General features: G+C 67.1%; 20 protein-coding genes. 17 read left to right on the top strand and 3 right to left on the bottom strand.

The window, feature by feature from the left end:
• Positions 1-63 precede the first annotated feature (63 nt).
• The gene (aceA, locus tag O5O43_RS07650) at positions 64-1,344 is read left to right on the top strand and encodes an isocitrate lyase (RefSeq protein WP_271086303.1); all 1,281 of its coding nucleotides are present in this window, start codon (positions 64-66) and stop codon (positions 1,342-1,344) included.
• A gap of 18 nt (positions 1,345-1,362) precedes the next feature.
• On the top strand, positions 1,363-1,581 hold the full coding sequence (locus tag O5O43_RS07645; protein WP_271086302.1) for a hypothetical protein: 219 nt from the start codon (positions 1,363-1,365) through the stop codon (positions 1,579-1,581).
• 108 nt (positions 1,582-1,689) lie between these two features.
• On the opposite strand, the gene O5O43_RS07640 is transcribed toward O5O43_RS07645, so the two are convergent.
• The gene (locus O5O43_RS07640) at positions 1,690-4,023 is read right to left on the bottom strand and encodes an ATP-binding protein (RefSeq protein ID WP_271086301.1); all 2,334 of its coding nucleotides are present in this window, start codon (positions 4,021-4,023) and stop codon (positions 1,690-1,692) included.
• Positions 4,024-4,154: 131 nt separating this feature from the next.
• On the opposite strand from O5O43_RS07640, the gene O5O43_RS07635 reads away from it, so the two are divergent.
• From O5O43_RS07635 to O5O43_RS07595, 9 genes are all read left to right on the top strand, one after another.
• A complete protein-coding gene (locus O5O43_RS07635) occupies positions 4,155-5,558 on the top strand; it encodes an ATP-binding protein (protein WP_271086300.1) in 1,404 nt (467 codons plus the stop codon).
• Between the two features lie 146 nt (positions 5,559-5,704).
• On the top strand, positions 5,705-7,147 hold the full coding sequence (gene pstC, locus O5O43_RS07630) for a phosphate ABC transporter permease subunit PstC (RefSeq protein ID WP_271086409.1): 1,443 nt from the start codon (positions 5,705-5,707) through the stop codon (positions 7,145-7,147).
• 16 nt (positions 7,148-7,163) lie between these two features.
• Positions 7,164-8,453: a phosphate ABC transporter permease PstA gene (gene pstA / locus O5O43_RS07625; RefSeq protein ID WP_271086408.1), complete on the top strand. Its 1,290-nt coding sequence runs from the start codon at positions 7,164-7,166 to the stop codon at positions 8,451-8,453.
• Positions 8,454-8,457: 4 nt separating this feature from the next.
• Positions 8,458-9,333: a phosphate ABC transporter ATP-binding protein PstB gene (pstB, locus tag O5O43_RS07620; RefSeq protein ID WP_271086299.1), complete on the top strand. Its 876-nt coding sequence runs from the start codon at positions 8,458-8,460 to the stop codon at positions 9,331-9,333.
• Positions 9,333-10,070, top strand: coding sequence for a phosphate signaling complex protein PhoU (gene phoU / locus O5O43_RS07615; RefSeq protein WP_271086298.1), 738 nt, complete (start codon positions 9,333-9,335; stop codon positions 10,068-10,070). The genes pstB and phoU overlap by 1 nt, the downstream gene beginning before the upstream one ends.
• A gap of 13 nt (positions 10,071-10,083) precedes the next feature.
• Entirely contained in the window at positions 10,084-10,773 is a 690-nt protein-coding gene (phoB, locus tag O5O43_RS07610; RefSeq protein WP_271086297.1) for a phosphate regulon transcriptional regulator PhoB, read from the top strand.
• Between the two features lie 108 nt (positions 10,774-10,881).
• On the top strand, positions 10,882-11,322 hold the full coding sequence (locus O5O43_RS07605; RefSeq protein WP_271086296.1) for a hypothetical protein: 441 nt from the start codon (positions 10,882-10,884) through the stop codon (positions 11,320-11,322).
• A 9-nt stretch (positions 11,323-11,331) separates the two neighbouring features.
• Positions 11,332-12,063 carry an RluA family pseudouridine synthase gene (locus O5O43_RS07600; RefSeq protein ID WP_271086295.1) on the top strand — a complete coding sequence of 244 codons (732 nt, stop codon included), beginning with the start codon at positions 11,332-11,334 and terminating at the stop codon, positions 12,061-12,063.
• Positions 12,064-12,317: 254 nt separating this feature from the next.
• The gene (locus O5O43_RS07595; protein WP_271086294.1) at positions 12,318-12,818 is read left to right on the top strand and encodes a hypothetical protein; all 501 of its coding nucleotides are present in this window, start codon (positions 12,318-12,320) and stop codon (positions 12,816-12,818) included.
• On the opposite strand, the gene O5O43_RS07590 is transcribed toward O5O43_RS07595, so the two are convergent.
• Entirely contained in the window at positions 12,802-13,968 is a 1,167-nt protein-coding gene (locus O5O43_RS07590; protein WP_271086293.1) for a hypothetical protein, read from the bottom strand. The two genes, O5O43_RS07595 and O5O43_RS07590, sit on opposite strands and share 17 nt — an antisense overlap.
• A 185-nt stretch (positions 13,969-14,153) precedes the next feature.
• Here O5O43_RS07590 and crcB point away from each other — a divergent pair, with 185 nt between their 5' ends.
• Genes crcB through O5O43_RS07560 form a run of 6 tightly spaced genes read left to right on the top strand, consistent with a single transcriptional unit; the run spans position 14,154 to position 19,625 of the window.
• Complete coding sequence (crcB, locus tag O5O43_RS07585) at positions 14,154-14,549, top strand: fluoride efflux transporter CrcB (protein WP_271086292.1); 396 nt, start codon at positions 14,154-14,156, stop codon at positions 14,547-14,549.
• Positions 14,546-15,598, top strand: coding sequence for an RluA family pseudouridine synthase (locus O5O43_RS07580; protein WP_271086291.1), 1,053 nt, complete (start codon positions 14,546-14,548; stop codon positions 15,596-15,598). The genes crcB and O5O43_RS07580 overlap by 4 nt, the downstream gene beginning before the upstream one ends.
• On the top strand, positions 15,595-16,269 hold the full coding sequence (locus O5O43_RS07575; RefSeq protein WP_271086290.1) for an HAD-IA family hydrolase: 675 nt from the start codon (positions 15,595-15,597) through the stop codon (positions 16,267-16,269). Before O5O43_RS07580 ends, O5O43_RS07575 begins: the two co-directional genes overlap by 4 nt.
• A complete protein-coding gene (locus O5O43_RS07570) occupies positions 16,266-17,030 on the top strand; it encodes an ATP12 family protein (protein WP_271086289.1) in 765 nt (254 codons plus the stop codon). The genes O5O43_RS07575 and O5O43_RS07570 overlap by 4 nt, the downstream gene beginning before the upstream one ends.
• Positions 17,031-17,076: 46 nt before the next feature.
• Positions 17,077-19,278, top strand: coding sequence for a DNA topoisomerase IV subunit A (gene parC, locus O5O43_RS07565; RefSeq protein ID WP_271086288.1), 2,202 nt, complete (start codon positions 17,077-17,079; stop codon positions 19,276-19,278).
• Entirely contained in the window at positions 19,275-19,625 is a 351-nt protein-coding gene (locus tag O5O43_RS07560; protein WP_271086287.1) for an arsenate reductase, read from the top strand. The genes parC and O5O43_RS07560 overlap by 4 nt, the downstream gene beginning before the upstream one ends.
• 267 nt (positions 19,626-19,892) lie before the next feature.
• On the opposite strand, the gene O5O43_RS07555 is transcribed toward O5O43_RS07560, so the two are convergent.
• A complete protein-coding gene (locus tag O5O43_RS07555; RefSeq protein WP_271086286.1) occupies positions 19,893-20,132 on the bottom strand; it encodes a hypothetical protein in 240 nt (79 codons plus the stop codon).
• Between the last annotated feature and the right edge of the window lie 63 nt (positions 20,133-20,195).

The raw sequence follows: 20,195 nt of genomic DNA, 5'->3' as shown, positions 1-20,195 counted from the left end.
TGGCGTGTTCTCTGTCCTGACCGACGCGACGTTCGCGTTGATCCAGACCGTGAGCAAAGCGCCATGACCACCTTCGCCGATCTCGTCCCTTCGCCCGCAGGCCGCTTCGACGGCATCGAGCGTCCGTACACGCCGGAGGACGTCCTGCGTCTGCGCGGTTCGGTGCCGGTCACCCACACCCTGGCCGAGCGCGGCGCGAACCGTCTTTGGGAGTTGCTGCACACCGAGCCCTTCATCAATGCGCTGGGGGCCGTCACCGGCAACCAGGCCATGCAGATGGTCCGCGCGGGCCTGAAGGCCATCTATCTGTCGGGCTGGCAGGTGGCCGCTGACGCCAACACGGCCGGCGCCATGTACCCGGACCAGTCGCTATACCCGGCCAACGCCGCGCCGGAGCTGTGCCGCCGCATCAACCGCACCCTGCAGCGCGCCGACCAGATCGAGCATGCCGAGGGCGGCGCCAAGCGCGACTGGTACGCCCCCATCGTCGCCGACGCCGAGGCCGGTTTCGGCGGGCCGCTGAACTCGTTCGAGATCATGAAGGCCTTCATCGAGGCGGGCGCTGCGGGCGTCCACTTCGAGGACCAGCTGGCGTCGGAGAAGAAGTGCGGCCACCTGGGCGGCAAGGTCCTGATCCCGACGCAAGCCCACGAAAGAAACCTGATCGCCGCCCGTCTGGCCGCCGACGTCATGGGCACCCCGACCGTCACGGTCGCCCGCACCGACGCCGAGAGCGCGCAGCTGATCACCTCCGACATCGACGAGCGGGACCAGCCCTTCATCGACCGCGACAACCGGACGCCGGAAGGCTTCTTCCGCCTGAAGCCGGGAACGGGTCTGGACCACTGCATCGCGCGCGGCCTGTCCTATGCGAACATCGCCGACCTCTTGTGGTGGGAGACCTCGCATCCCGACCTGGACGACGCCAAGAAGTTCGCCGAGGCGATCCAGAAGGAGCACCCCGGCAAGCTGATGGCCTACAACTGCTCGCCCTCGTTCAACTGGGAAGCCAAGCTGGACAAGGAGACCATCGCCAAGTTTCAGCGCGAGCTCGGGGCCATGGGCTACAAGTTCCAGTTCGTGACCCTGGCTGGCTTCCACGCGCTGAACAACTCGATGTTCGAGCTGGCGGACGGCTATCGCGACCGCGGCATGGCGGCCTACTCGGAGCTGCAACAGCGCGAGTTCTCGAACGAGGCCATCGGCTACACCGCCACGCGCCACCAGCGCGAGGTCGGCACCGGCTATTTCGACCAGGTCGCCACCGTCATTTCCAACGGGCAGTCCTCGACGACCGCCATGAAGGAATCCACCGAAACCGCGCAGTTCGTCGCAGCCGAATAATCAGAAGGAGACACGCATATGGAACCGCTGACCCGCCCCCAGGCCATCATCGACTTCTGCTTGGCCCCCCTGTCGCTCGATCAGGGCACCGAGGCCGAACGTGAGGTCCGCCGCCGTCTGGAGCACGTCATCAAGACCTTCCAGACCAAGCTGGCCACGGCCTCGGCTCCAACCTCAGTCGACTTCTCGCAAATGCCCTCGCAGGTGATCAACGAAGCCGCCCACGGCTACGAGTAGACCGGCCAAGAAGAAGGCCGCCGACGCTTCGCGGTGTCGGCGGCCTTTGCCGTTTTGGACCGCCAAAATTGGCGGCGTCGGCCGTTCAAGTCGCCGAGATTTTGCAGTTCACGCCGCTGCGGCCTTTTGCTGATTCTCACCGCCGAGCTCGGCGACCACCGCCAGCAACTCCGCCGCGTCGAACGGTTTGGCCAGGTGGCGGTCCGCGCCGGCGGCCCGGGCCTGGGCGACGTGGTCGGGCAGGGCGTTGGCCGTAAGCATGACGATCGGCGCGCGGGTTCGACCCATGGCCAACTCGTTCAGGCGGATTTCCCGCACCGCCGTCAGCCCGTCCATGACCGGCATCTGCATGTCCATCAGGATCATGTCGAAGCTTTGGGCCCGGCAGGCTTCCAGCGCCTCGGCGCCGTTCTCGGCCTGAACCAGGTCGACGGGCGCTTGCGACAGGATCAGCTCGACCACCTTGCGATTGGTCGGATGATCGTCGGCCACCAGCACGCGCAGGCGTTGATCCAACGGATCGTGAGCCTCCCCAGCAACGGGCGCCGCGGCGGTCGGGGCTTCGGCCACGACGAGAGGCAGGGTCAGGATGAAAGCCGAGCCGCCGCCGGGCTCGCTCTCGCAATCCAGCTCGCCGCCCATCATGTCCGCCAGCTGACGGCAGATGGCGAGGCCCAGGCCGGTGCCGCCGAAACGACGCGTGATGGTGCCGTCGGCCTGTTCGAAGCGGGTGAACAGCCGCGCCTTGGCAGCGGCGTCGAAGCCCACGCCCGTGTCCTCGACGGTGAAACGCATGATCGGCGCGCCGTGACGATCCTTGCCGACGCAGGCCGTCAGACTGACGAAGCCGGTGGTCGTGAACTTGACGGCGTTGGAGACCAGATTGGTCAGGATCTGCTTGACGCGCACCACGTCGCCGCGCGCCCATACGGACGCCTCGGGCTCGATTTCGACAAAGAACTGCAGCCCCTTGGCCGCGGCCGGTTCGCGATACAACTGGGCCGCATCGCTGACCGCACGGGCCAGGTCGAAAATTTCGTCGGCGATCTCCAGCCGGCCGGATTCGACGCGCGCCAGGTCCAGAATATCGCTGAGGAGGGTCTGGAGCGTGTGCCCTGACGACTGGATCAGGTCCAGCATCTCGCGCTGATCGGCGTCTAGCGGCGTACGCGCCAGGGCCTGGGTCAAGCCGATGACCCCGTTCAGCGGCGTCCGGATCTCGTGGCTCATGTTCGCCAGAAACTCGGACTTCGCCCGGTTCGCGGCTTCCGCAGCGTCCCGCGCTTCAGCCAGTGAGACAGCATCGCGCTTCAAGTCCGTGATATCGTTGACGACCGTGACGATGCCGCCATTTGACGTGCGACGGTCCTGCACGCGCAGCCAGCGGTCGCCGACGATATGCTGCTCCATCGTGTTGGACAGGTGGCGACGCGCAGCCATCCGCTCGGCGAGCCAGTCCTCCTCACGACCGATCGCATCGGCATAAAGGCCTTGATCGAGACCTAGCTTCAGCATGTCGCGGAAGCGCACGCCCACCGCCAAGGCGGGAGCCACTTCGGGGTTCACCTCGGCATAGCGGGCGTTCCAGATCAGCAGCCGGTCTTCGGCGTCATAGAAACCCAGACCGTCCGGCATGGTGTCGATGGCCTCGCGCAGATGGCTGAGCGCCGACGTCCGTCCCCACACCCCCAGACCCGTCACGACGGAGGCGACCAGGACCACCAGGGTGGCTCCGCCGACAACCCACAGCAGCAGGCCGGATTCGGAAATCAGGCTGGCCGACAGGACCGACGAAGGATCGGGCGCTATCGCCATCGCGGCCATGCTGCCGAAGTGCAGGGTGACGACGCTGAGGACCGCGAACGTCGTATTGGCGGGGATGCGCCACCAGCCGTCGCGCTTGACCCAGACGGCGGTGCAAAGGGCGAGCAGCAGGCTCAGGCCCACCGCTGTCGCCGCGCCCGTCAGATTCCAGGCGATCACGCCGCCCTCGATCCGCATGGCCGCCATGCCGACGAAATGCATCGCGGCCACACTCGTCGCCGCCATGGCGGCCACGAGGCTGCGCGTCAGGCGCGATCCCCCAATCAGGGCCACGCCGACGCCCAGCACCAAGCCGACGACCACAATCCCCAACGACAGCAGAGTTTCGCCGACCGCGTACTTGATCAGGGCGCCCGACCGGTAGCCGAGCATGGCTAGGAAATGGGTGGCCCAAACCGCGAGACCGCCGACGACTCCGGCAGCGGCGCCATAAACCGTACGCATGCGTGCAGGGCTATGTCGGGCCATGCCGATCAATGTGATGCAGGTGGCCAGCCCGACCACGCAGACGGCCGCCGCAAGAAGCGTGAGGCGCCAGTCGTGCTGGACCACCAGGCAGTTCAGGATCCAGTTCAAACGCGTGTCTTCCTCGGTATTCGACATCACCTTGAACGGCATAGGTAAAAAAACAGGTCTATACCCGCTCGCGTCTGTCCGGCCGGAATCCGCTCGCCTTTCTGGCAGGTCTCGTTTTAGGAAAAGGCGAAGACGTCGGAGGGGCCGCGCGTCGTCAGGAGCGCGACGACACCATGCCGTTCGACGAATCTCCGTCTCCCGTCGCTCCGCTGGCCTCTTCCCGACTCTGGACCAACGGCGCCACCGGCGGCGTAGCCGTCATCATCATGCTGGTTCTGGCTTCGGCTCGCCCCGACGCCGCGCCCTGGCTATTGGCCGGGGCGGCGGTCATCGGCTTCATGACCCTGATGGGGCTGCGAAGTCGGCGAAGGATCGAGGACCCGACGTCCGCCGTGGTCGCCCGCGCCGGCCCGACCGCGCCGGAAGACGCCAGCCTTCTGGACAGCGTGTTCGAGGCGTTGGACGACCCGGTCCTGATCGTCAGCGGCGGCGAGGCCGACGACATCGCCGGCCGTCGCATCGTCCTGGCCAACCGTGCGGCCCGCGACCTGCTGCGCATCCAGAGGGAAGGGGCCCTGCTGGTCTCGGCCATGCGCGATCCGAACGTGCTGGAAGCGGTGGACGAAGCCCTGTTCGGCGGCGTCAGCCGGACCAGCGACTACAACGCCGCCGGGGCCCGCACCCGGCACTGGAAAGCCTGGGTCCGACCTCTGCCGTCGCCGGGTGGGGCTTCGATGGCGATCCTGGGCCTTCGCGATGAGACCGATGTGCGCCGCATGGAGATGATGCGCGTCGACTTCCTGGCCAACGCCAGCCATGAGCTACGCACCCCTCTGGCCTCGCTCAGCGGCTTCATCGAGACCTTGAAGGGTCACGCCAAGGACGACCCGAAGGCGCGCGACAAATTCCTCGACATCATGGCCGCCCAGGCCGACCGGATGGGGCGTCTCGTCGCCGACCTGCTTTCATTGAGCCGGATCGAGCTGAATGAGCACATCCCACCGTCGGGCAAGGTCGATCTGCCACGCGCGGCCTCCGATGTCGTCGATGCGGTCAGCGTACTGTCCCAAGAGAAGGGCGTCACTGTCGTCCTGACCGCCCAGCCGGGGGAGGCGAAGATCATCGGCGACCGCGACGAGATCGTTCAGGTGATCCAGAACCTGACGGACAATGCGATCAAATACTCGCCTGTGGGCGGGACCGTCGATTTGGAGATCCGCCACGGGCTGGATGTCGAGGCGGCGGCCGGCGCGCGCATGCCGGGGGCGACGCGCCTGTCGCTGCTGACGCCCGACCGCGAGGCTGGGGCCCGTTATGTCTTGATCACGGTGCGCGACCATGGGCCGGGCATGGCGCGCGAGCATCTGCCGCGTCTCACAGAGCGATTTTATCGCGTCGAGGGCCAGAAGAGCGGTGGCGAACGCCCAGGCACCGGTCTGGGCTTGGCCATCGTCAAACACATCGTCAACCGTCACAGGGGCGGCCTGATGGTCGAGAGCGCGCCCGGAGAAGGCTCGCTGTTCAGCGTCTATCTGCCGCTGGCCACCGGTTCTGCGAACCCGGCGGAGGCCGCCTGACGCCTCCGGAACGCCGATCGCCTACGGCGTTGCAGAACTGTCATGGAACCGTCCTAATCCGCTGACCATCCGAGGGCAGTTATCGCGCCGGGACAGGCCGGACTTCCGCGCACGTTCCGATTCTTCGCGTGCGCTCCCGGGGCCTGATGATCTGGCTAGTCCTTCCATTGATCGCGGTGCTGGCCGTGCTCGCCTATCTGGCCGGGCGCGGGGCGGCGCAACGCCGCGCCGCAGCCCTCGCTGGCGGTGAGAAGGCTCACTCGCGCCCGCAGCAGCATGGCTACTACGCCCTGATCTGGGTCGCCGTTCCAGCACTGGTGGTCACCATCATCGCCGGGGTCTTTTCCGGCCCAGTGGCGCACAACCTTCTCGCCGCCGACGCGCCGCAGATCGTCCAGGACCTCGAGCCCTTCCGCCGCGAGGCTTTCTTCAACGATGCCCGCCTGACCGGCGAGGGCCAGCGCGCCTTCCAGGTCTGGCACGGCGAACTGGGCGAGGTCCTGAACGCCGAGGCCGCGCGGTCGCACCGCGTGCACCAGACCCTGACCTGGGGCGGCGTTCTGGCCGCGATCCTGGCGGCGGCCATGGGCGGTCTGTTCGCCTTCAGCCAGATTCGTCCGAGCCTGCGCGCCCGCAACCGGGTCGAGGGCTGGATCGGCGGACTGCTGTTCGCCTGTTCGGCGGTGGCCATCCTGACGACCGTCGGCATCGTCTTCTCACTGTTGTGGGACAGTCTTCGTTTCTTCCAAGCCGTGCCGGTCACCGACTTCCTGTTCGGGACGCAGTGGAGCCCCCAGATCGCCATTCGCGCCGATCAGGTCGGGTCGTCGGGCGCGTTCGGGGCCGTGCCCCTGTTCGCCGGCACCTTCCTGATCATGCTGATCGCCATGGTGGTGGCCGCGCCGGTCGGCCTGTTCTCGGCCATCTATCTGTCGGAGTACGCCAGCGCGGTGTCGCGCGGCGTCGTCAAGCCGGTGCTGGAGATCCTTGCCGGCGTCCCGACCGTGGTCTACGGCTTCTTCGCCGCACTCACGGTGGGCCCGGCCTTCCGCGAGTTCTTCAACGGCATCGGCGCCATGCTGGTCGGCGGACCGCTGGACGGCATGGGCCAGTACCTGCTGCTGGTCCAGAACCAGATGGCCCTGGTGGCCGGCGCCGTGATGGGCATCATGCTGATCCCGTTCGTCAGCTCCCTATCCGACGACATCATCAACGCCGTGCCCCAGTCGTTGCGGGACGGTTCCTACGCCATGGGCGCGACCAAGTCCGAGACGGTGAAACGGGTGCTTCTGCCCGCCGCCCTGCCGGGCATCGCCGGCGCCCTTCTGCTGGCCATGTCGCGGGCCATCGGCGAGACCATGATCGTCACCATGGCCGCGGGTCTGGCCGCCAACCTGACCCTAAACCCGCTCGACACCGTGACCACGGTCACCGTCCAGATCGTCACCCTGCTGACGGGCGACCAGGAGTTCGACAGCCCGAAGACGCTCGCCGCCTTTGGTCTGGGCCTGACCCTGTTCCTGGTGACGCTGCTGCTCAACATCGTCGCCCAGCGGATCGTTCAGACCTATCGTGAACAGTATGACTGACACCGGCGCCGACAAGATGTGGGCCCGTCTGGCCGCCGAAGACCCCGCACGCGCCGCCCGGCTGCAGAAGGGTCTGAAGGCCCGCTATGCCCGCGAAACCCGTTTCAAACTGTACGGCGTCCTGGCCGTCGCGGTGGCCGTCGGCTTCCTGTTGCTCCTGCTCGGCCGTATCATCGAACAGGGCCACACCGCCTTCTACTCCAACCAGATGACGGTCTCGGTCTACATGGACCCGGCCCGCATCGACCGCGCCTATCCGCAAGGCACCAACTTCCAGCAGATGGTCGCCCAGCAGCAGCTGACGCGCCTGGGCGAGACAGACGACGAACAGGGCACGAAGGCCACGGCCTATCGCCAGCTCCTCTCGTCGGAGCTGAAGTTCCGCGCCGCCGATCTGATCCGCAACGATCCGTCGCTGATCGGCAAGACGGTCACCATCACCGCCCCGGTCTCGGACGAAGCGGACCTCTACTACAAGGGCGAGGTCACGCGTGAGACCGCCGCCGACCAGCGTCGCGTCTCGGACCAGCAGATGGCCTGGCTGGACGAGCTGAAGCGCGAAGGCCACGTCTCGACGAGCTTCAACACCCAGCTCTTCACCAACGGCGATTCGACCGAGCCGGAACTGGCGGGCGTTCTGGGCGCGGTGGTCGGTTCGGCGCTGATGCTGCTGGTCACGGCCTGCATCGCCATCCCGCTCGGCGTCGGCGCGGCCGTTTATCTGGAAGAGTTCTCGAAGAAGGGCCGGATCACCGACCTTATCGAGGTCAACATCAACAACCTCGCGGCCGTGCCGTCGATCGTCTACGGCCTCCTGGGCGTGGCCTTGTTCATCAACTGGATGCACCTGCCGCGATCCTCGCCCCTGGTCGGCGGTCTGGTCCTGGCCCTGATGGCCCTGCCGACCATCATCATCGCGACCCGCTCGGCCCTGAAGGCCGTCCCGCCCTCGATCCGCGAGGCGGCGCTGGCCATGGGCGCCAGCCGCACCCAGACGGTCTTCCACCACGTCCTGCCGCTGGCCATGCCCGGCGTGATGACGGGCACCATCATCTCCATGGCCCATGCGCTCGGCGAGACTGCGCCGCTTCTGCTGATCGGCATGGTCAGCTTCGTGCCGGGCATTCCGGGTGCAGTCGACGAACCGGCCGGCGCCCTGCCGTCCCTGGTCTATATCTGGGAGAACGCCTCGGAGCGCGCCTTCCACGAGCGGACGGCCGCGGCCATCCTGGTTCTCCTCGCCTTCATGATCGTCATGAACGCCGCCGCGATCCTTCTGCGTCGTCGCTTCGAACGTCGGTGGTAAGTCTATGAAACTCCCTTTCTTCCGCAGTCCTGACGGCGCCGAGGGCGGCTCGCGCGACGAGATCGTGCTGACGGCCGACGCCCCGGTGCCGACACCGCCGCTGCAGCCGGCCGGTCCCGTCGGTCCGACCAAGATCGCCGCGCGCGAGGTCTCGGTCTTCTACGGCGAGAAACAGGCCCTGTTCGACGTCTCGCTGGACATCCCGGACAAGACGGTCACGGCCTTCATCGGCCCCTCGGGCTGCGGCAAGTCGACCTTCCTGCGCACCATCAACCGGATGAATGACACCATCCAGGGCGCCAAGGTCACCGGCCGCATCCTGCTGGACGAACAGGATATCAACGCCAGGACCGTCGATCCCGTCCTGCTGCGCGCCCAGGTCGGGATGGTGTTCCAGAAACCGAACCCTTTCCCGAAAACCATCTACGAGAACGTCGCCTACGGCCCGAAAATCCACGGCCTGACCACCTCGAAGTCCGAGCTGGACGGCATCGTCGAGAACTCGCTGAAGAAGGCGGGTCTGTGGGACGAGGTCGCCGACCGTCTCCATTCGGCCGGCACCGGCCTGTCGGGCGGCCAGCAGCAGCGATTGGTCATCGCCCGCGCCATCGCCGTGCGCCCCGAAGTCATCCTGATGGACGAACCCTGCTCGGCGCTGGACCCCATCGCGACCGCCAAGATCGAGGAACTCATCGACGAGCTGCGTGAGCAGTATTGCATCGTCATCGTCACCCACTCGATGGCCCAGGCGGCCCGCGTCTCGCAACGCACGGCCTTCTTCCACCTCGGTCGCCTGGTCGAGCACGGCGCCACCGAGGAAATCTTCACGAATCCCCGCGAGCGGCGCACGCTGGACTACATCACGGGACGGTTCGGCTAATGAACCAGCACACGGTAAAAGCCTACGGAGACGAACTGAATCAGCTGACCGCCGAGGTCGCCCGGATGGGCGGTCTCGCCGAGGCTCAGGTGGCGGATGCGGTCGAGTCGGTGGCGCGACGCGACATCGCCCTGGCGCGGGCGGTGGTCGAACGCGACGCCAAGGTCGACGCCATGCACCGCGACATCGAGAAGAAGGCCATCCGCCTGATCGCCCTGCGTCAGCCGGTGGCCTCGGACCTGCGCAAGACGCTCGCCGCCATGAAGCTCGGCACCGATCTGGAGCGCACCGGCGACTTGGCCAAGAACATCGCCAAGCGGGCGCTGTCGCTGGCCGAGACCGAGCCGATGCAGCCCCTGACGCGGTCGATCGAGCGAATGGGCAAGTTGGTGTCGATGCGCCTGCGCGACGTGCTGGACGCCTACACCGCCTCAGAGATCGACCGGGCCATGGCTGTCTGGGCCTCTGACGACGAGGTCGACGAGCACTACAACGCCCTGTTCCGCGAACTCCTGACCTACATGATGGGCGACCCGCGGACGATCAGCGCCTGCACCCACCTGCTGTTCATGGCCAAGAACCTGGAACGGATCGGGGACCATGCGACCAACATCGCCGAGGTCATCCACTACGAGATCACCGGCGACGAGATGACCGGGGAGCGTCCGCGCTGGACGCCGTCTCCGGGAGACTGGGACGCCGATACCGGACACCTGCCCACGCCGCCTGCCGCCTGACGGAGAAACCTGAGTGCAGCCCTATATCTTGGTGATGGAAGACGAGGACGCGCTGGCGACCCTGCTTCAGTACAACCTGGAAAAGGAGGGCTACGATGTCGTCGTCGCCGCCGACGGCGAGGAAGGCCTCGTCCAGATCGATGAGCGCCAGCCGGACTTGGTCCTGCTGGACTGGATGCTGCCCAAGGTGTCGGGCATCGAGGTCTGCCGTCGCATTCGCGGCCGCCCGGAAACGCGCAACCTGCCGGTCATCATGCTGACGGCGCGGGGCGAGGAATCGGACCGGGTGCGCGGGCTCGACACCGGCGCAGACGACTATCTGACCAAGCCGTTCTCGATGACCGAGCTGATCGCCCGCATCCGCGCGGTGCTGCGTCGCATCCGTCCGGGTCTGGCCGACGACCGCGTGGGCCACGGCGACATCGTCATCGATCGCGTCGCCCACCGCGTGCGCCGCTCGGGCAAGGAGGTCCATCTGGGCCCGACCGAGTTCCGGTTGCTGGACCACTTCATGCGCCACCCGGGCCGGGTCTTCAGCCGCGAACAGCTGCTGGACGCCGTCTGGGGCTCGGACGTCTATGTCGAGGCCCGCACCGTGGACGTTCACGTCGGCCGCCTGCGCAAGGCGCTGAATGTCGACGACAGCGCCAACCCGATCCGCACCGTGCGTTCGGCCGGATATTCGCTGGATCTCGAGGGCTGAGGCTTGGCGGATCGGAGGTCCAGCCGGACTGCTGACTGATCACTGTTCATTGTCGCGCCCGCGCGGCCGTCGTAGCTTCGCCGTTCAAGCGATCCTTGGGAGGGGACGATGGCTGACGGAACGAAGACGCCCTGGCATCTCTGGCTGGTCGGGGTGGTGAGCCTGCTGTGGAATGGGTTCGGCGGCTATGACTTCTTCATGAGCATGACCCAGGGCGAGGTCTATTGGCGCGCGTCGGGCATGACCCAGGGGATGATCGACCACTACAACGCCATGCCGACCTGGATGTACGTACCCTGGGTGCTGGGCGTCTGGGGCGCCGTCGCCGGGTCGATTCTGTTGCTGCTGCGCATGAAGTGGGCGGTCCACGCCTTCGCCCTGTCGCTGTTCGGCGCGGTGGTCAGCCTGATCTACGGCCTGATGCACCCGATCGCCGACGTTCCGCCGGCCCTGGCCGCCATGACCTACATGCCCTGGGTCATCGCCGTGATCGCGGCGCTCCTTCTCTGGTACGCATCGGCCATGGGCAAGCGGGGCGTTCTCCGCTAACCGGCGGGGGTGTCAGACCGCACCCCCGTCACTTTGTCGCGTGAAGAGATCGCCGCCGTCCGGTCGTGGGTCATCCACGAGGACGCATCGACGATCGCCTTCGCGAAGCCTGCCGGCCTGTCCAGCCAGGGCGGCCGCATCCAGGCCCACACCCTGGACGACCTCCTGTGGGCCTTCGCCCGCTCGAACGGCAAGCGGCCGGACCTGGTCCATCGGTTGGACCGCGACACCTCCGGCGTCATCCTGGCCGCCAAGACCAAGCCTGCCGCCGGCTTCCTCGGCAAGGCGATCCAGGCCCACAAGCTGACCAAGACCTATCTGGCCCTGGTCTCCGCCGCCCCCGAGCCCGCCAGCGGCGACATCAACGTCCCCCTGGTCCGCCAGGAGATCGGCCGCGAAAGCTACATGCGGGTCGCCGCCTTCGACGCCAAGGGGGCGCAGGGCTCCCGCAGCCGCTATCGCACCCTGTCGTTCAGCGAGGACGGCGCCTTGGTCGAACTCCAGCCCTTCACCGGCCGCATGCACCAGCTCCGCGTCCACATGGCCCACATCGGCCGCCCCCTGATCGGCGACGTCCGCTACGGCGGCGCCTTGACTGCGGCGGGCAGGGGAGCGCCCCGCCTGATGCTCCACGCCGTGTCGCTGAGGTTCCCGCATCCGGACGGGGGAGAGGTCACGATCCGCGCCGAGCCGCCTGAGGATTTCGATGGGCTGGCGGAGGCTATGGGGCTCACGCTCTGAAGGCGATATCCATCAACGGATCGTCCGAATTCCTGAATCGGATCACCGGTCAGCTCTGCGGAGACGCATTTTATCAGGCGCCGCTGGAAACGGACTTAGACTGACCGCGTCTGTCTCGCCGCCCCATGTCGACCCGAACGCTTCGGACTCTTCGGACGCTTCGGACGGTGTTTTAGGGTCCGGATACCATCGGGCTCGCCGGAACGGCTTGGCCTGCTCGCACGCTAAGCGTTTGATATTCGGAGCAAGCACCCATGATCCGCACCCTCGTCGTCGCGACCGCCGCCCTCAGCCTCGCCGCCTGCGCCAGCCTCGCCCCCTACGGCCCCCAGCGCGGCCCGAACGGGCAGGGCTATTCCGAGCGCCGCATCGAGAACGACCGCTATCGCGTTACATACAACGGCGTCGGCGCGCCCGGCCCGGTTGCCGACATGGCCCTTCTGCGCGCCGCCGACCTGACGATCGAAGAGGGCTACGACTGGTTCGAGGTCACCCAGCGCTATGTCGACGGCCGCCCCGACAGCGCGGGCGGCTTCCGGCCCAACATCTCGGTCGGCTACGGAGGCGGCTCGGGTCGCTACGGCGGCTATCGCTATTCGTCTTCCGGCGTGGGCGTCGGTGTGGGGCTGAACTTCCAGGGCCCGTCGCCGACCTCGACCGTGCTGGAGATCCGCCTCGGCCGCGGCGCCCGCCCCGACGGGGGCGAGACCTATACGGCGCGGGAGGTGCGATACTCGCTCAGCGGCCGCGAGTAAGGGCGCGGTATTCGACGAGCCGTTCCTTGTCGCGCCGCACCTGGTCGCCGATCGTATTGTCGACGTCCAGCGACGCGTAACGGACCCAGCCTTCCACCCCCAGCTTGTCCTTCACCGCCGCCGTCGGCGTCTGCCAGCGGTAGTAGCTCATCCAGGAGACCAGAACGGCCAGGCCCAAGGCCACCAACTGCAAAATCCGGAAGCCGGCTTCATGAGCTGCGGGCGCCGGCCAAATGGCGAAGACGGCCAGCCAGACCAGGAGGACGAAGGGCGTCGTGATCCGCCCGACCCATCGCATCCAGTACCGCTCGCGACGCACGCGCCACAGTTCCATCTGGGCGAATTTCTCAAGGTATTCCATGCGTGCGGCGATCCACATCACCAATCGCGTTAGGAACAGGGCGCGCTGTCCCCAGCCCTTGCCGTCCATCTGGAACTGGGTCTCGGCCTGATCCGACAGGGCGCGGGCATTGGTGAACAGATTCTGCAGCTCGCGCGTCCGCTGCACGACCTCGCGGCTCAGCTCATAGGAATCGTTCTCCAGCCGGAACCTGTACTGCACAAACAGGATCGCCGAGACGCCGTAGAAGACGCCCGCCGTAATCAGCATGCCGAGCACCGCCAGACCCAGCCCCTGAAGCTGACCGCCCGTCCACTCCGCGAAAAGGCCCGGCCCCAGGATCGCCATGGCCGCGAACCCGATCAGGGCCAGGCCCTGCGTCAGACGCTTGGTGAGAACATGAACGCGCAAGGCATTGAAAACGCGACGGCCGTAACCGTGGACACGCCCGCGGATGTCTTCATCGGCCGGGAAGCGTTCCTCGATCTGGCGGGTGAAAAGGACATGAAATCGGTCGGGTTTGTTTTCGGTCTCCCAAAACGGGAAGATATCGAGCGCCTGGTTGAAATACTGGTCGATGTTGGCCGAGATGATCCGGATCGCCTCCGGATCCATGGTGAAATAATCGCTCTCCTGGATGGGCCTCAAAATGCCTTCCTGAGCGGTGATCGGCTCGGGCGCGGGCGCGGGCTTCGCTGGCGGGATCGGGCGATCGGGAATGTCTTCCGCGCCGGGCGGCGGCGCCGGCGCCGACACAGGGATAGTCAGGCTGGGGCCCTGCTCAGGGGCATGGTGATCGTCATGCGACATGGCGGTCGGTCGAACCTCAGGGAACTCAGCCCGGCAGTATGTCAGAACCCGCCGCCGGATGGACGGGGTTCTCTCGCAACGCGAAGCTTGAGCATCGCCGTTAACCCTGTAACGCGGCAAGTGAAGTTTCGGTCAGGTGACCCCAGAGGTGACGCGGAGCCACAGCGCGCTATAAGGCCCCGATCATGACAAGACTTCTGCTCGTCGCCCTCGGCGGGGCCTTGGGCTCCATGGCGCGCTACGGCGTGGGACTGGGCGCCGCGCGCCTGTTTCCCGCCTCGGCCTGGCCCTGGGGCACGCTGACAGTGAATGTCATCGGCGGTCTGGCCATGGGGCTGCTGGTCGGCTGGATGGGGCTGAAGGCCGGGGCGAGTCAGGATACGGTGCGCGCCTTCGCGGCCGTCGGCGTGCTGGGCGGTTTCACGACGTTCAGTGCCTTTTCGCTGGAAACGGCCCTGATGATCGAACGGCGAGACTACGGCTTGGCCAGCGCCTATATCCTCCTGTCGCTGGTCCTGGCCGTCACGGCCCTGATGGCCGGACTGTGGCTGGCCCGCCGCGCCTTTGGAGCCGCCCTGTGAGTTACGAACCCAACGACACTGCGCCGCACGCGCCCGCGCCCAAGGGACCGGTCGGCTCGCGCGAGGCCCAGATCCTCTATGTCGCCGAGGCCGAAGACGGCATTCGGCTGGACCGCTGGTTCCGTCGCCGCTGGCCCCACCTGTCGAACATCCAGGTGCAGAAGATGGCGCGTGGCGGTCAGATCCGCGTCGACGGCGCCCGCATCAAGCCCGAGGGCCGCCTGACCGCCGGCGCGGCCGTGCGCGTGCCGCCGATCCCCGAGCCCATCGTGCGTGCGCCCGGCGAGCATATGCCTTTGACGCCCGCCGACATCGCCTTCGCCAAGTCGCTGGTCATCTACGAGGACGACCTCGTCATCGCCCTGAACAAGCCCTGGGGCCTGGCGGTGCAAGGCGGAACCAAGACCACGCGCCATGTCGACCGCCTGCTGTCGGCCTGGGGCGAGGGGATGGACCGGCCGCGTCTGGTGCACCGGCTGGACCGCGACACCTCCGGGGTCCTGTTGCTCGGCAAGGGGCCCGAGGCGGCCAAGCGGCTGGCCGGCGCTTTCGCGCGGCGTCAGGCCAAGAAGACCTACTGGGCCATCGTCATGGGGATGCCCAAGCCGAGCGCGGGCCAGATCGACCTTCATCTGAAGAAGTCGGGCATCAACGACTATGAGATCATGCGCCCGGCCGAACCCAAGGAGAACGGCGCCGAACCGGCCGAGACCGCCTTCGCCCTCATCAGCCATGCCGGTCAGCGCGCGTCGTGGATGGCGCTGCGCCCCTTCACCGGCCGGACTCACCAGTTGCGAGCGCATATGAAGGCCATCGGCCATCCCATTCTGGGCGATCCGAAATACGGCGATGAGAAATCCAGGGAGCTCAGCGGCCCGCTGAAGCTGCAACTGCATGCCCGGCGGATCGAGCTGGACCACCCGTCGGGCGGCAAGCTGATCGTGGAGGCGCCCATCAGCCCGGAGATGCGCGCCGGCTTCCAGCATTTCGGCTTCGACCCGGGAGAGGCGGATCATGACCCGTTCGAGGGCGTCAGGCGGATGCGATGAGCCGTCCGCTCGCCGTCTTCGACATCGACGGGACCCTCGTCGACAGTCGCGCCTCGATCCTGCAGGCGGCGACGGATGCGGCGCGAGAACTGGGTCTGCCGGATCCCGAATACGACCGGGTGCGCCAGATCGTGGGGTTGAGCCTGCCGCATGCTCTGGCCGTGCTGGAGCCGGGGCTGACGCCGGAAGAGCTGGCTCGGTTCACCGAAGGCTTCCGGGCCAGCTTCAACCGGCTCTACGCCTCGGGCCATGAGGAGCCGCTGTACCCCGGCGCGATCGAGGCGCTGCGTCGGCTGCACAAGGAGGGCTGGCGGCTGTCGCTGGCGACGGGTCAGAACCGGCGGGGCGTGGCGCGGAACCTGGCGCGTGAAGGCTGGGCCGAGCTGTTCATCTCGTCCCATTGCGCCGAGGACGGGCCGGGCAAGCCGGATCCGGCCATGCTGCATGCGGCGATGACGGCCTGCGGGGCGGATGCGGCCTCCACGGTCATGATCGGCGACACGGCTCACGACATCACGATGGCGGTGGCGGCCGGGGTCCTGCCGCAGGGCGTGGCCTGGGGCTTCCATACGCCGCAGGAACAGATCGCCGCCGGGGCCGCTCACGTCGCCACGGACTTCGACGACCTGGAAGCCGCCCTCGATCGTTTCGCTGCACGAGCCTTCGCATGAGCCATATCCCGCCGCTGGACCCTATGGTCGCCGCCCGGAAGGGGTTTCGGGAGTCCGAGGAACGTCTGAAGCGCTTCTGGAAAGAGGCGTCCGTCGAGGCCGAGGAGGCGGGCGGCTGGGTCGTCCTGCTGGACGGGCGCGCGCCCAAGACGCCCGCACACAACCGCTTCCTGCTGCCGACCGAGGCCGCAGCGCGAATGGTCGCCGACGAATGGGCGGCGCAGGGCGAGTTCCTCGATCCCGGCACAATGCCCGCGACGCGGATCGCGGCCACGGCCATCGACCGGGTCGCGGTGACGCGCGAGCCGGTGGCCGATGAGATCGCGGCCTATGTCGGGTCCGACCTGCTGTGCTACCTCGCCGAACACCCGACGCCGCTGGTCGAGGAACAGGCCCGGTCGTGGACGCCTTGGCGCCAGTGGGCGGAGCGGGAGCTCGGCGTAGTGGTCCAGCCTACCTTGGGCATCATTCATGTCGAACAGCCGCCGGAGAGCATGGCCCGGGTTCGGGAACTGGCGCTGGAACTGGACGACTTCCGGCTGACGGCGCTGGCCATGGCCGTGCCGCTGCTGGGCAGCGCGATCCTGGGGCTGGCCGTGCAACGTGGGGCGCTCTCGGGCGAAGACGCTTTCGACATCAGCCGCATCGATGAGGCGTTCCAGGAGCGCCAGTGGGGCGTGGATGCGGAAGCCGCAGAGCGGACCGAAGCGCGCCGGGCAGAGGCCGTGCTCATCGACCGGTGGTTCCGCGCCCTCGGCTAGAGGAAAAGATTAGACTTGGGCCTTCGCCTGAGTGATTCGAACGACAATGACCGTCCATACTCCTCCGCCCGAAGGCGGCCGCATCGTCGACGAGCCGATGGGCGACGCCCTGTCGCGGCGCTATCTGGCCTATGCCCTGTCGACGATCACGAACCGGGCGCTGCCGGACGTGCGCGACGGGTTCAAGCCGGTGCACCGGCGGATCATGTACGCCATGCACCAGATGCGGCTGAACCCGCAGGCGGCGGCGCGGAAATGCGCCAAGGTCGTCGGCGAGGTGATGGGCACCTATCACCCGCACGGCGACGCCTCGATCTACGACGCCCTGGTGCGCCTGGCCCAGGACTTCGCGCAGCGGTATCCGCTGGTCGACGGGCAGGGCAACTTCGGCAACATCGACGGCGATAACGCCGCGGCCATGCGCTACACCGAGTGCAAGCTGACGCCGGCGGCGGTGCTGCTCATGGAGGGCATCGACCAGGACGCGGTCGATTTCCGCCCCACCTACGACGACCAGGACGAGGAGCCGGTGGTCCTGCCGGCCGGGTTCCCGAATCTGTTGGCCAACGGGTCGTCGGGCATCGCCGTGGGCATGGCGACCTCGATCCCGCCGCACAATGTGGGCGAGCTGATCGACGCCTGTCTGCTGCTGCTGGAGAAGCCCGAGGCCTCGACGGCGGAGCTGGCCGAGATCGTGCCGGGGCCCGACTTCCCGACCGGCGGCGTGGCCGTCGAGGGCCATGCCGCGATGCTGGAGGCCTATGAGACGGGCCGGGGCGGGGTGCGTTTGCGCGCGCGCTGGGAGCGTGAGCCGCTGGAGCGGGGCGGCTATCAGGTCGTCATCACCGAGGTCCCGTATCAGGTCCAGAAAGGCAAGCTGATAGAGGCCTTGGCCGAACTGATCGAACAGAAGAAGGCCCCGCTGCTGGGCGACGTCCGCGACGAGTCGGCCGAGGACATCCGCGTCGTCATCGAGCCCAAGAGCCGGAACATCGACGCGGACAGCCTGATGGAGAGCCTGTTCCGGCTGTCCGATCTGGAGATCCGCTTCCCCATCAACATGAACGTGCTGGACGCCACCGGCACGCCGCGGGTGATGGGGCTGAAGGCCTGTCTGCAGGCCTTCCTCGATCACCGCCGCGAGGTGCTGAACCGGCGGTCCCAATGGCGGATCGAGCGGGTCGAGAAGCGGTTGCACCTGTTGGAAGGGCTGCGGATCGTCTTCCTGAATCTGGATGAGGTGATCCGGATCGTCCGCGAGGAGGAGACGCCCAAGGCGGTCCTGATCGCCCGGTTCGGCCTGAGCGAGGTTCAAGCCGACTACATCCTCGACACCCGCCTGCGTCAGCTGGCGCGGATCGAGGAGATGGCGATCGAGAACGAATACAAAGCCCTGGCCGAGGAGCTCGCGGGGCTGCAGGCGCTGACGTCGTCGCCGGCGAAGCAGTGGAAGAAGATCGGGCAGGAGCTTCAGGCGACGCGCAAGGCCATGGTCTCGCCGCGCCGTACGACGATCGCCGAGGCCGTGGATGCGTCGGCCTTCGTGGCTCCCGAGGCCTTCATTCCCAAAGAGGCCATCACGGTCATCCTGTCGGAGCGGGGCTGGATTCGGGCGGTGAAGGGCAAGGTCGAGGATCCGTCGGAGCTGAAGTTCAAGGAGGGCGATTCGCTCGGCTTCCTGGTTCCGGCTTTCACGACCGACAAGCTCTTGGTCGCAGCGTCGGACGGGCGAGTGTTCACGGTCGGGGCCGACAAGCTGGCGTCCGGGCGCGGGCACGGCGAGCCGCTGAGACTGATGATCGACCTGGAGGAGAGCGCCGGGATCATCGCTGTGCTGGCGCATCAACCGGGCGGCAAGCTGCTGATGGCGTCGAAGGCCGGCTACGGATTCATCGCGCCGGAGGACGAACTGCTGGCCCAGAAGCGGGGCGGGAAACAGGTGCTGAACGGCGACCTGCTGGCCGCGATCCGGATGACCGGCGATCACGTGGTCACCATCGGCGAAAACCTGAAAACCCTGATCTTCAAGGCCGAGGAACTGCCCGAGATGGGCCGCGGCAAGGGGGTGAAGCTGCAGTCCTACAAGCAGGGCGGCCTGACCGACATCGCCGTCTTCATCGGCGAGGCGGGGCCCGAGTGGGTCGACGGCGGCGGGCGTCGTCGGAATTGGCCGGACTGGAAGGACTGGCTGGGCAAGCGCGCCGGCGCGGGCCGGATGGGGCCGCGGGGTCTGAGGAAGTTCCGGTGATCCCGACCCTCTACGGCATCCCTAACTGCGACACGGTGAAGAAGGCGCGGGTCTGGCTGGACGAGCACGGCCGGGCCTTCACCTTCCACGACTACAAGAAGGCGGGCATCGACCGGGCCTCGCTGGAGGGCTGGGTCGCCGAGCATGGCTGGGAGGTCGTGCTCAATCGGAACGGGACGACGTTCAAGGCGCTGGATGCGACCGACAAGGAAGGGCTGGATGCGGCCAAGGCCGTCGACCTGATGCTGGCCCAGCCGTCGATGATCAAACGGCCGGTGCTGGATCTGGGCGACCGGACGATCGTGGGGTTCAAGCCGCCGATCTATGAGGCCGCGTTCGGAGGCTGAGTTTCGTCCGTTTCGTCATGACGCGTTTAGCGTGACGAAACGTGACGAAACGGACGACAGTTCGGAAAATGTTCAGCGAAATCAGCGGCAGCTCGATGAGGGGGCGCTGCGGGATTTCGTCAGGGTGCGGGCGCCCGTGTGTACGATTCAAAGACCTGACGCCGAGGTGGGGTGTCTGTCGGCCGGGCGCAAGAGGCCGGTAGGAAATAAATCCTTAACCGTCCAATCTCCGTCCACCCCTCGCCGGGTGCACGGGGCCGGGAGGGACTACCCCTCCACATCCGTCTCCGGGCGATCGTGGCCGTCGGCGCGTTCGGTGACCCAGTCGCCGTTGACGTCGGCGTATTCGATCGTGGCGTTCTCGTCCGAGACCTTCTGCTCGCGGGCGGCGCGGACGGCGGCGGCCTTGGCCGAGTCGTGATCGGGGAAGGTCTCGGAGAAGGTGTCGCCCACCTTGTAGGCCCAGCCGCCGTCATGTTCGACGATGCGATAGGTGACGTGGCTCATGGCGGTTCTCCGGTTTGACTGAGGCCTAGATGGCATTTTCTTCGGCGGCGTGCATCCATTCGT

The sequence above is a fragment of the Brevundimonas sp. NIBR11 genome, assembly GCF_027912535.1.
In the GTDB taxonomy this organism is placed as follows: domain Bacteria; phylum Pseudomonadota; class Alphaproteobacteria; order Caulobacterales; family Caulobacteraceae; genus Brevundimonas.
The sequence above is the reverse complement of the archived record's forward strand: the minus strand, read 5'-3'. Positions and strand labels throughout refer to the sequence as shown.

Coding starts and splice junctions, on each gene's coding strand:
- pstB (WP_271086299.1), top strand. CDS start 8,458: ATGAAACTCCCTTTCTTCCGCAGTCCTGACGGCGCCGAGGGCGGCTCG.
- O5O43_RS07575 (WP_271086290.1), top strand. CDS start 15,595: ATGAGCCGTCCGCTCGCCGTCTTCGACATCGACGGGACCCTCGTCGAC.
- O5O43_RS07605 (WP_271086296.1), top strand. CDS start 10,882: ATGGCTGACGGAACGAAGACGCCCTGGCATCTCTGGCTGGTCGGGGTG.
- pstC (WP_271086409.1), top strand. CDS start 5,705: ATGATCTGGCTAGTCCTTCCATTGATCGCGGTGCTGGCCGTGCTCGCC.
- pstA (WP_271086408.1), top strand. CDS start 7,164: ATGTGGGCCCGTCTGGCCGCCGAAGACCCCGCACGCGCCGCCCGGCTG.
- O5O43_RS07570 (WP_271086289.1), top strand. CDS start 16,266: ATGAGCCATATCCCGCCGCTGGACCCTATGGTCGCCGCCCGGAAGGGG.
- O5O43_RS07595 (WP_271086294.1), top strand. CDS start 12,318: ATGATCCGCACCCTCGTCGTCGCGACCGCCGCCCTCAGCCTCGCCGCC.
- aceA (WP_271086303.1), top strand. CDS start 64: ATGACCACCTTCGCCGATCTCGTCCCTTCGCCCGCAGGCCGCTTCGAC.
- O5O43_RS07635 (WP_271086300.1), top strand. CDS start 4,155: ATGCCGTTCGACGAATCTCCGTCTCCCGTCGCTCCGCTGGCCTCTTCC.
- O5O43_RS07640 (WP_271086301.1), bottom strand. CDS start 4,023: ATGCCGTTCAAGGTGATGTCGAATACCGAGGAAGACACGCGTTTGAAC.
- parC (WP_271086288.1), top strand. CDS start 17,077: ATGACCGTCCATACTCCTCCGCCCGAAGGCGGCCGCATCGTCGACGAG.
- crcB (WP_271086292.1), top strand. CDS start 14,154: ATGACAAGACTTCTGCTCGTCGCCCTCGGCGGGGCCTTGGGCTCCATG.
- O5O43_RS07645 (WP_271086302.1), top strand. CDS start 1,363: ATGGAACCGCTGACCCGCCCCCAGGCCATCATCGACTTCTGCTTGGCC.
- phoU (WP_271086298.1), top strand. CDS start 9,333: ATGAACCAGCACACGGTAAAAGCCTACGGAGACGAACTGAATCAGCTG.
- O5O43_RS07590 (WP_271086293.1), bottom strand. CDS start 13,968: ATGTCGCATGACGATCACCATGCCCCTGAGCAGGGCCCCAGCCTGACT.
- O5O43_RS07555 (WP_271086286.1), bottom strand. CDS start 20,132: ATGAGCCACGTCACCTATCGCATCGTCGAACATGACGGCGGCTGGGCC.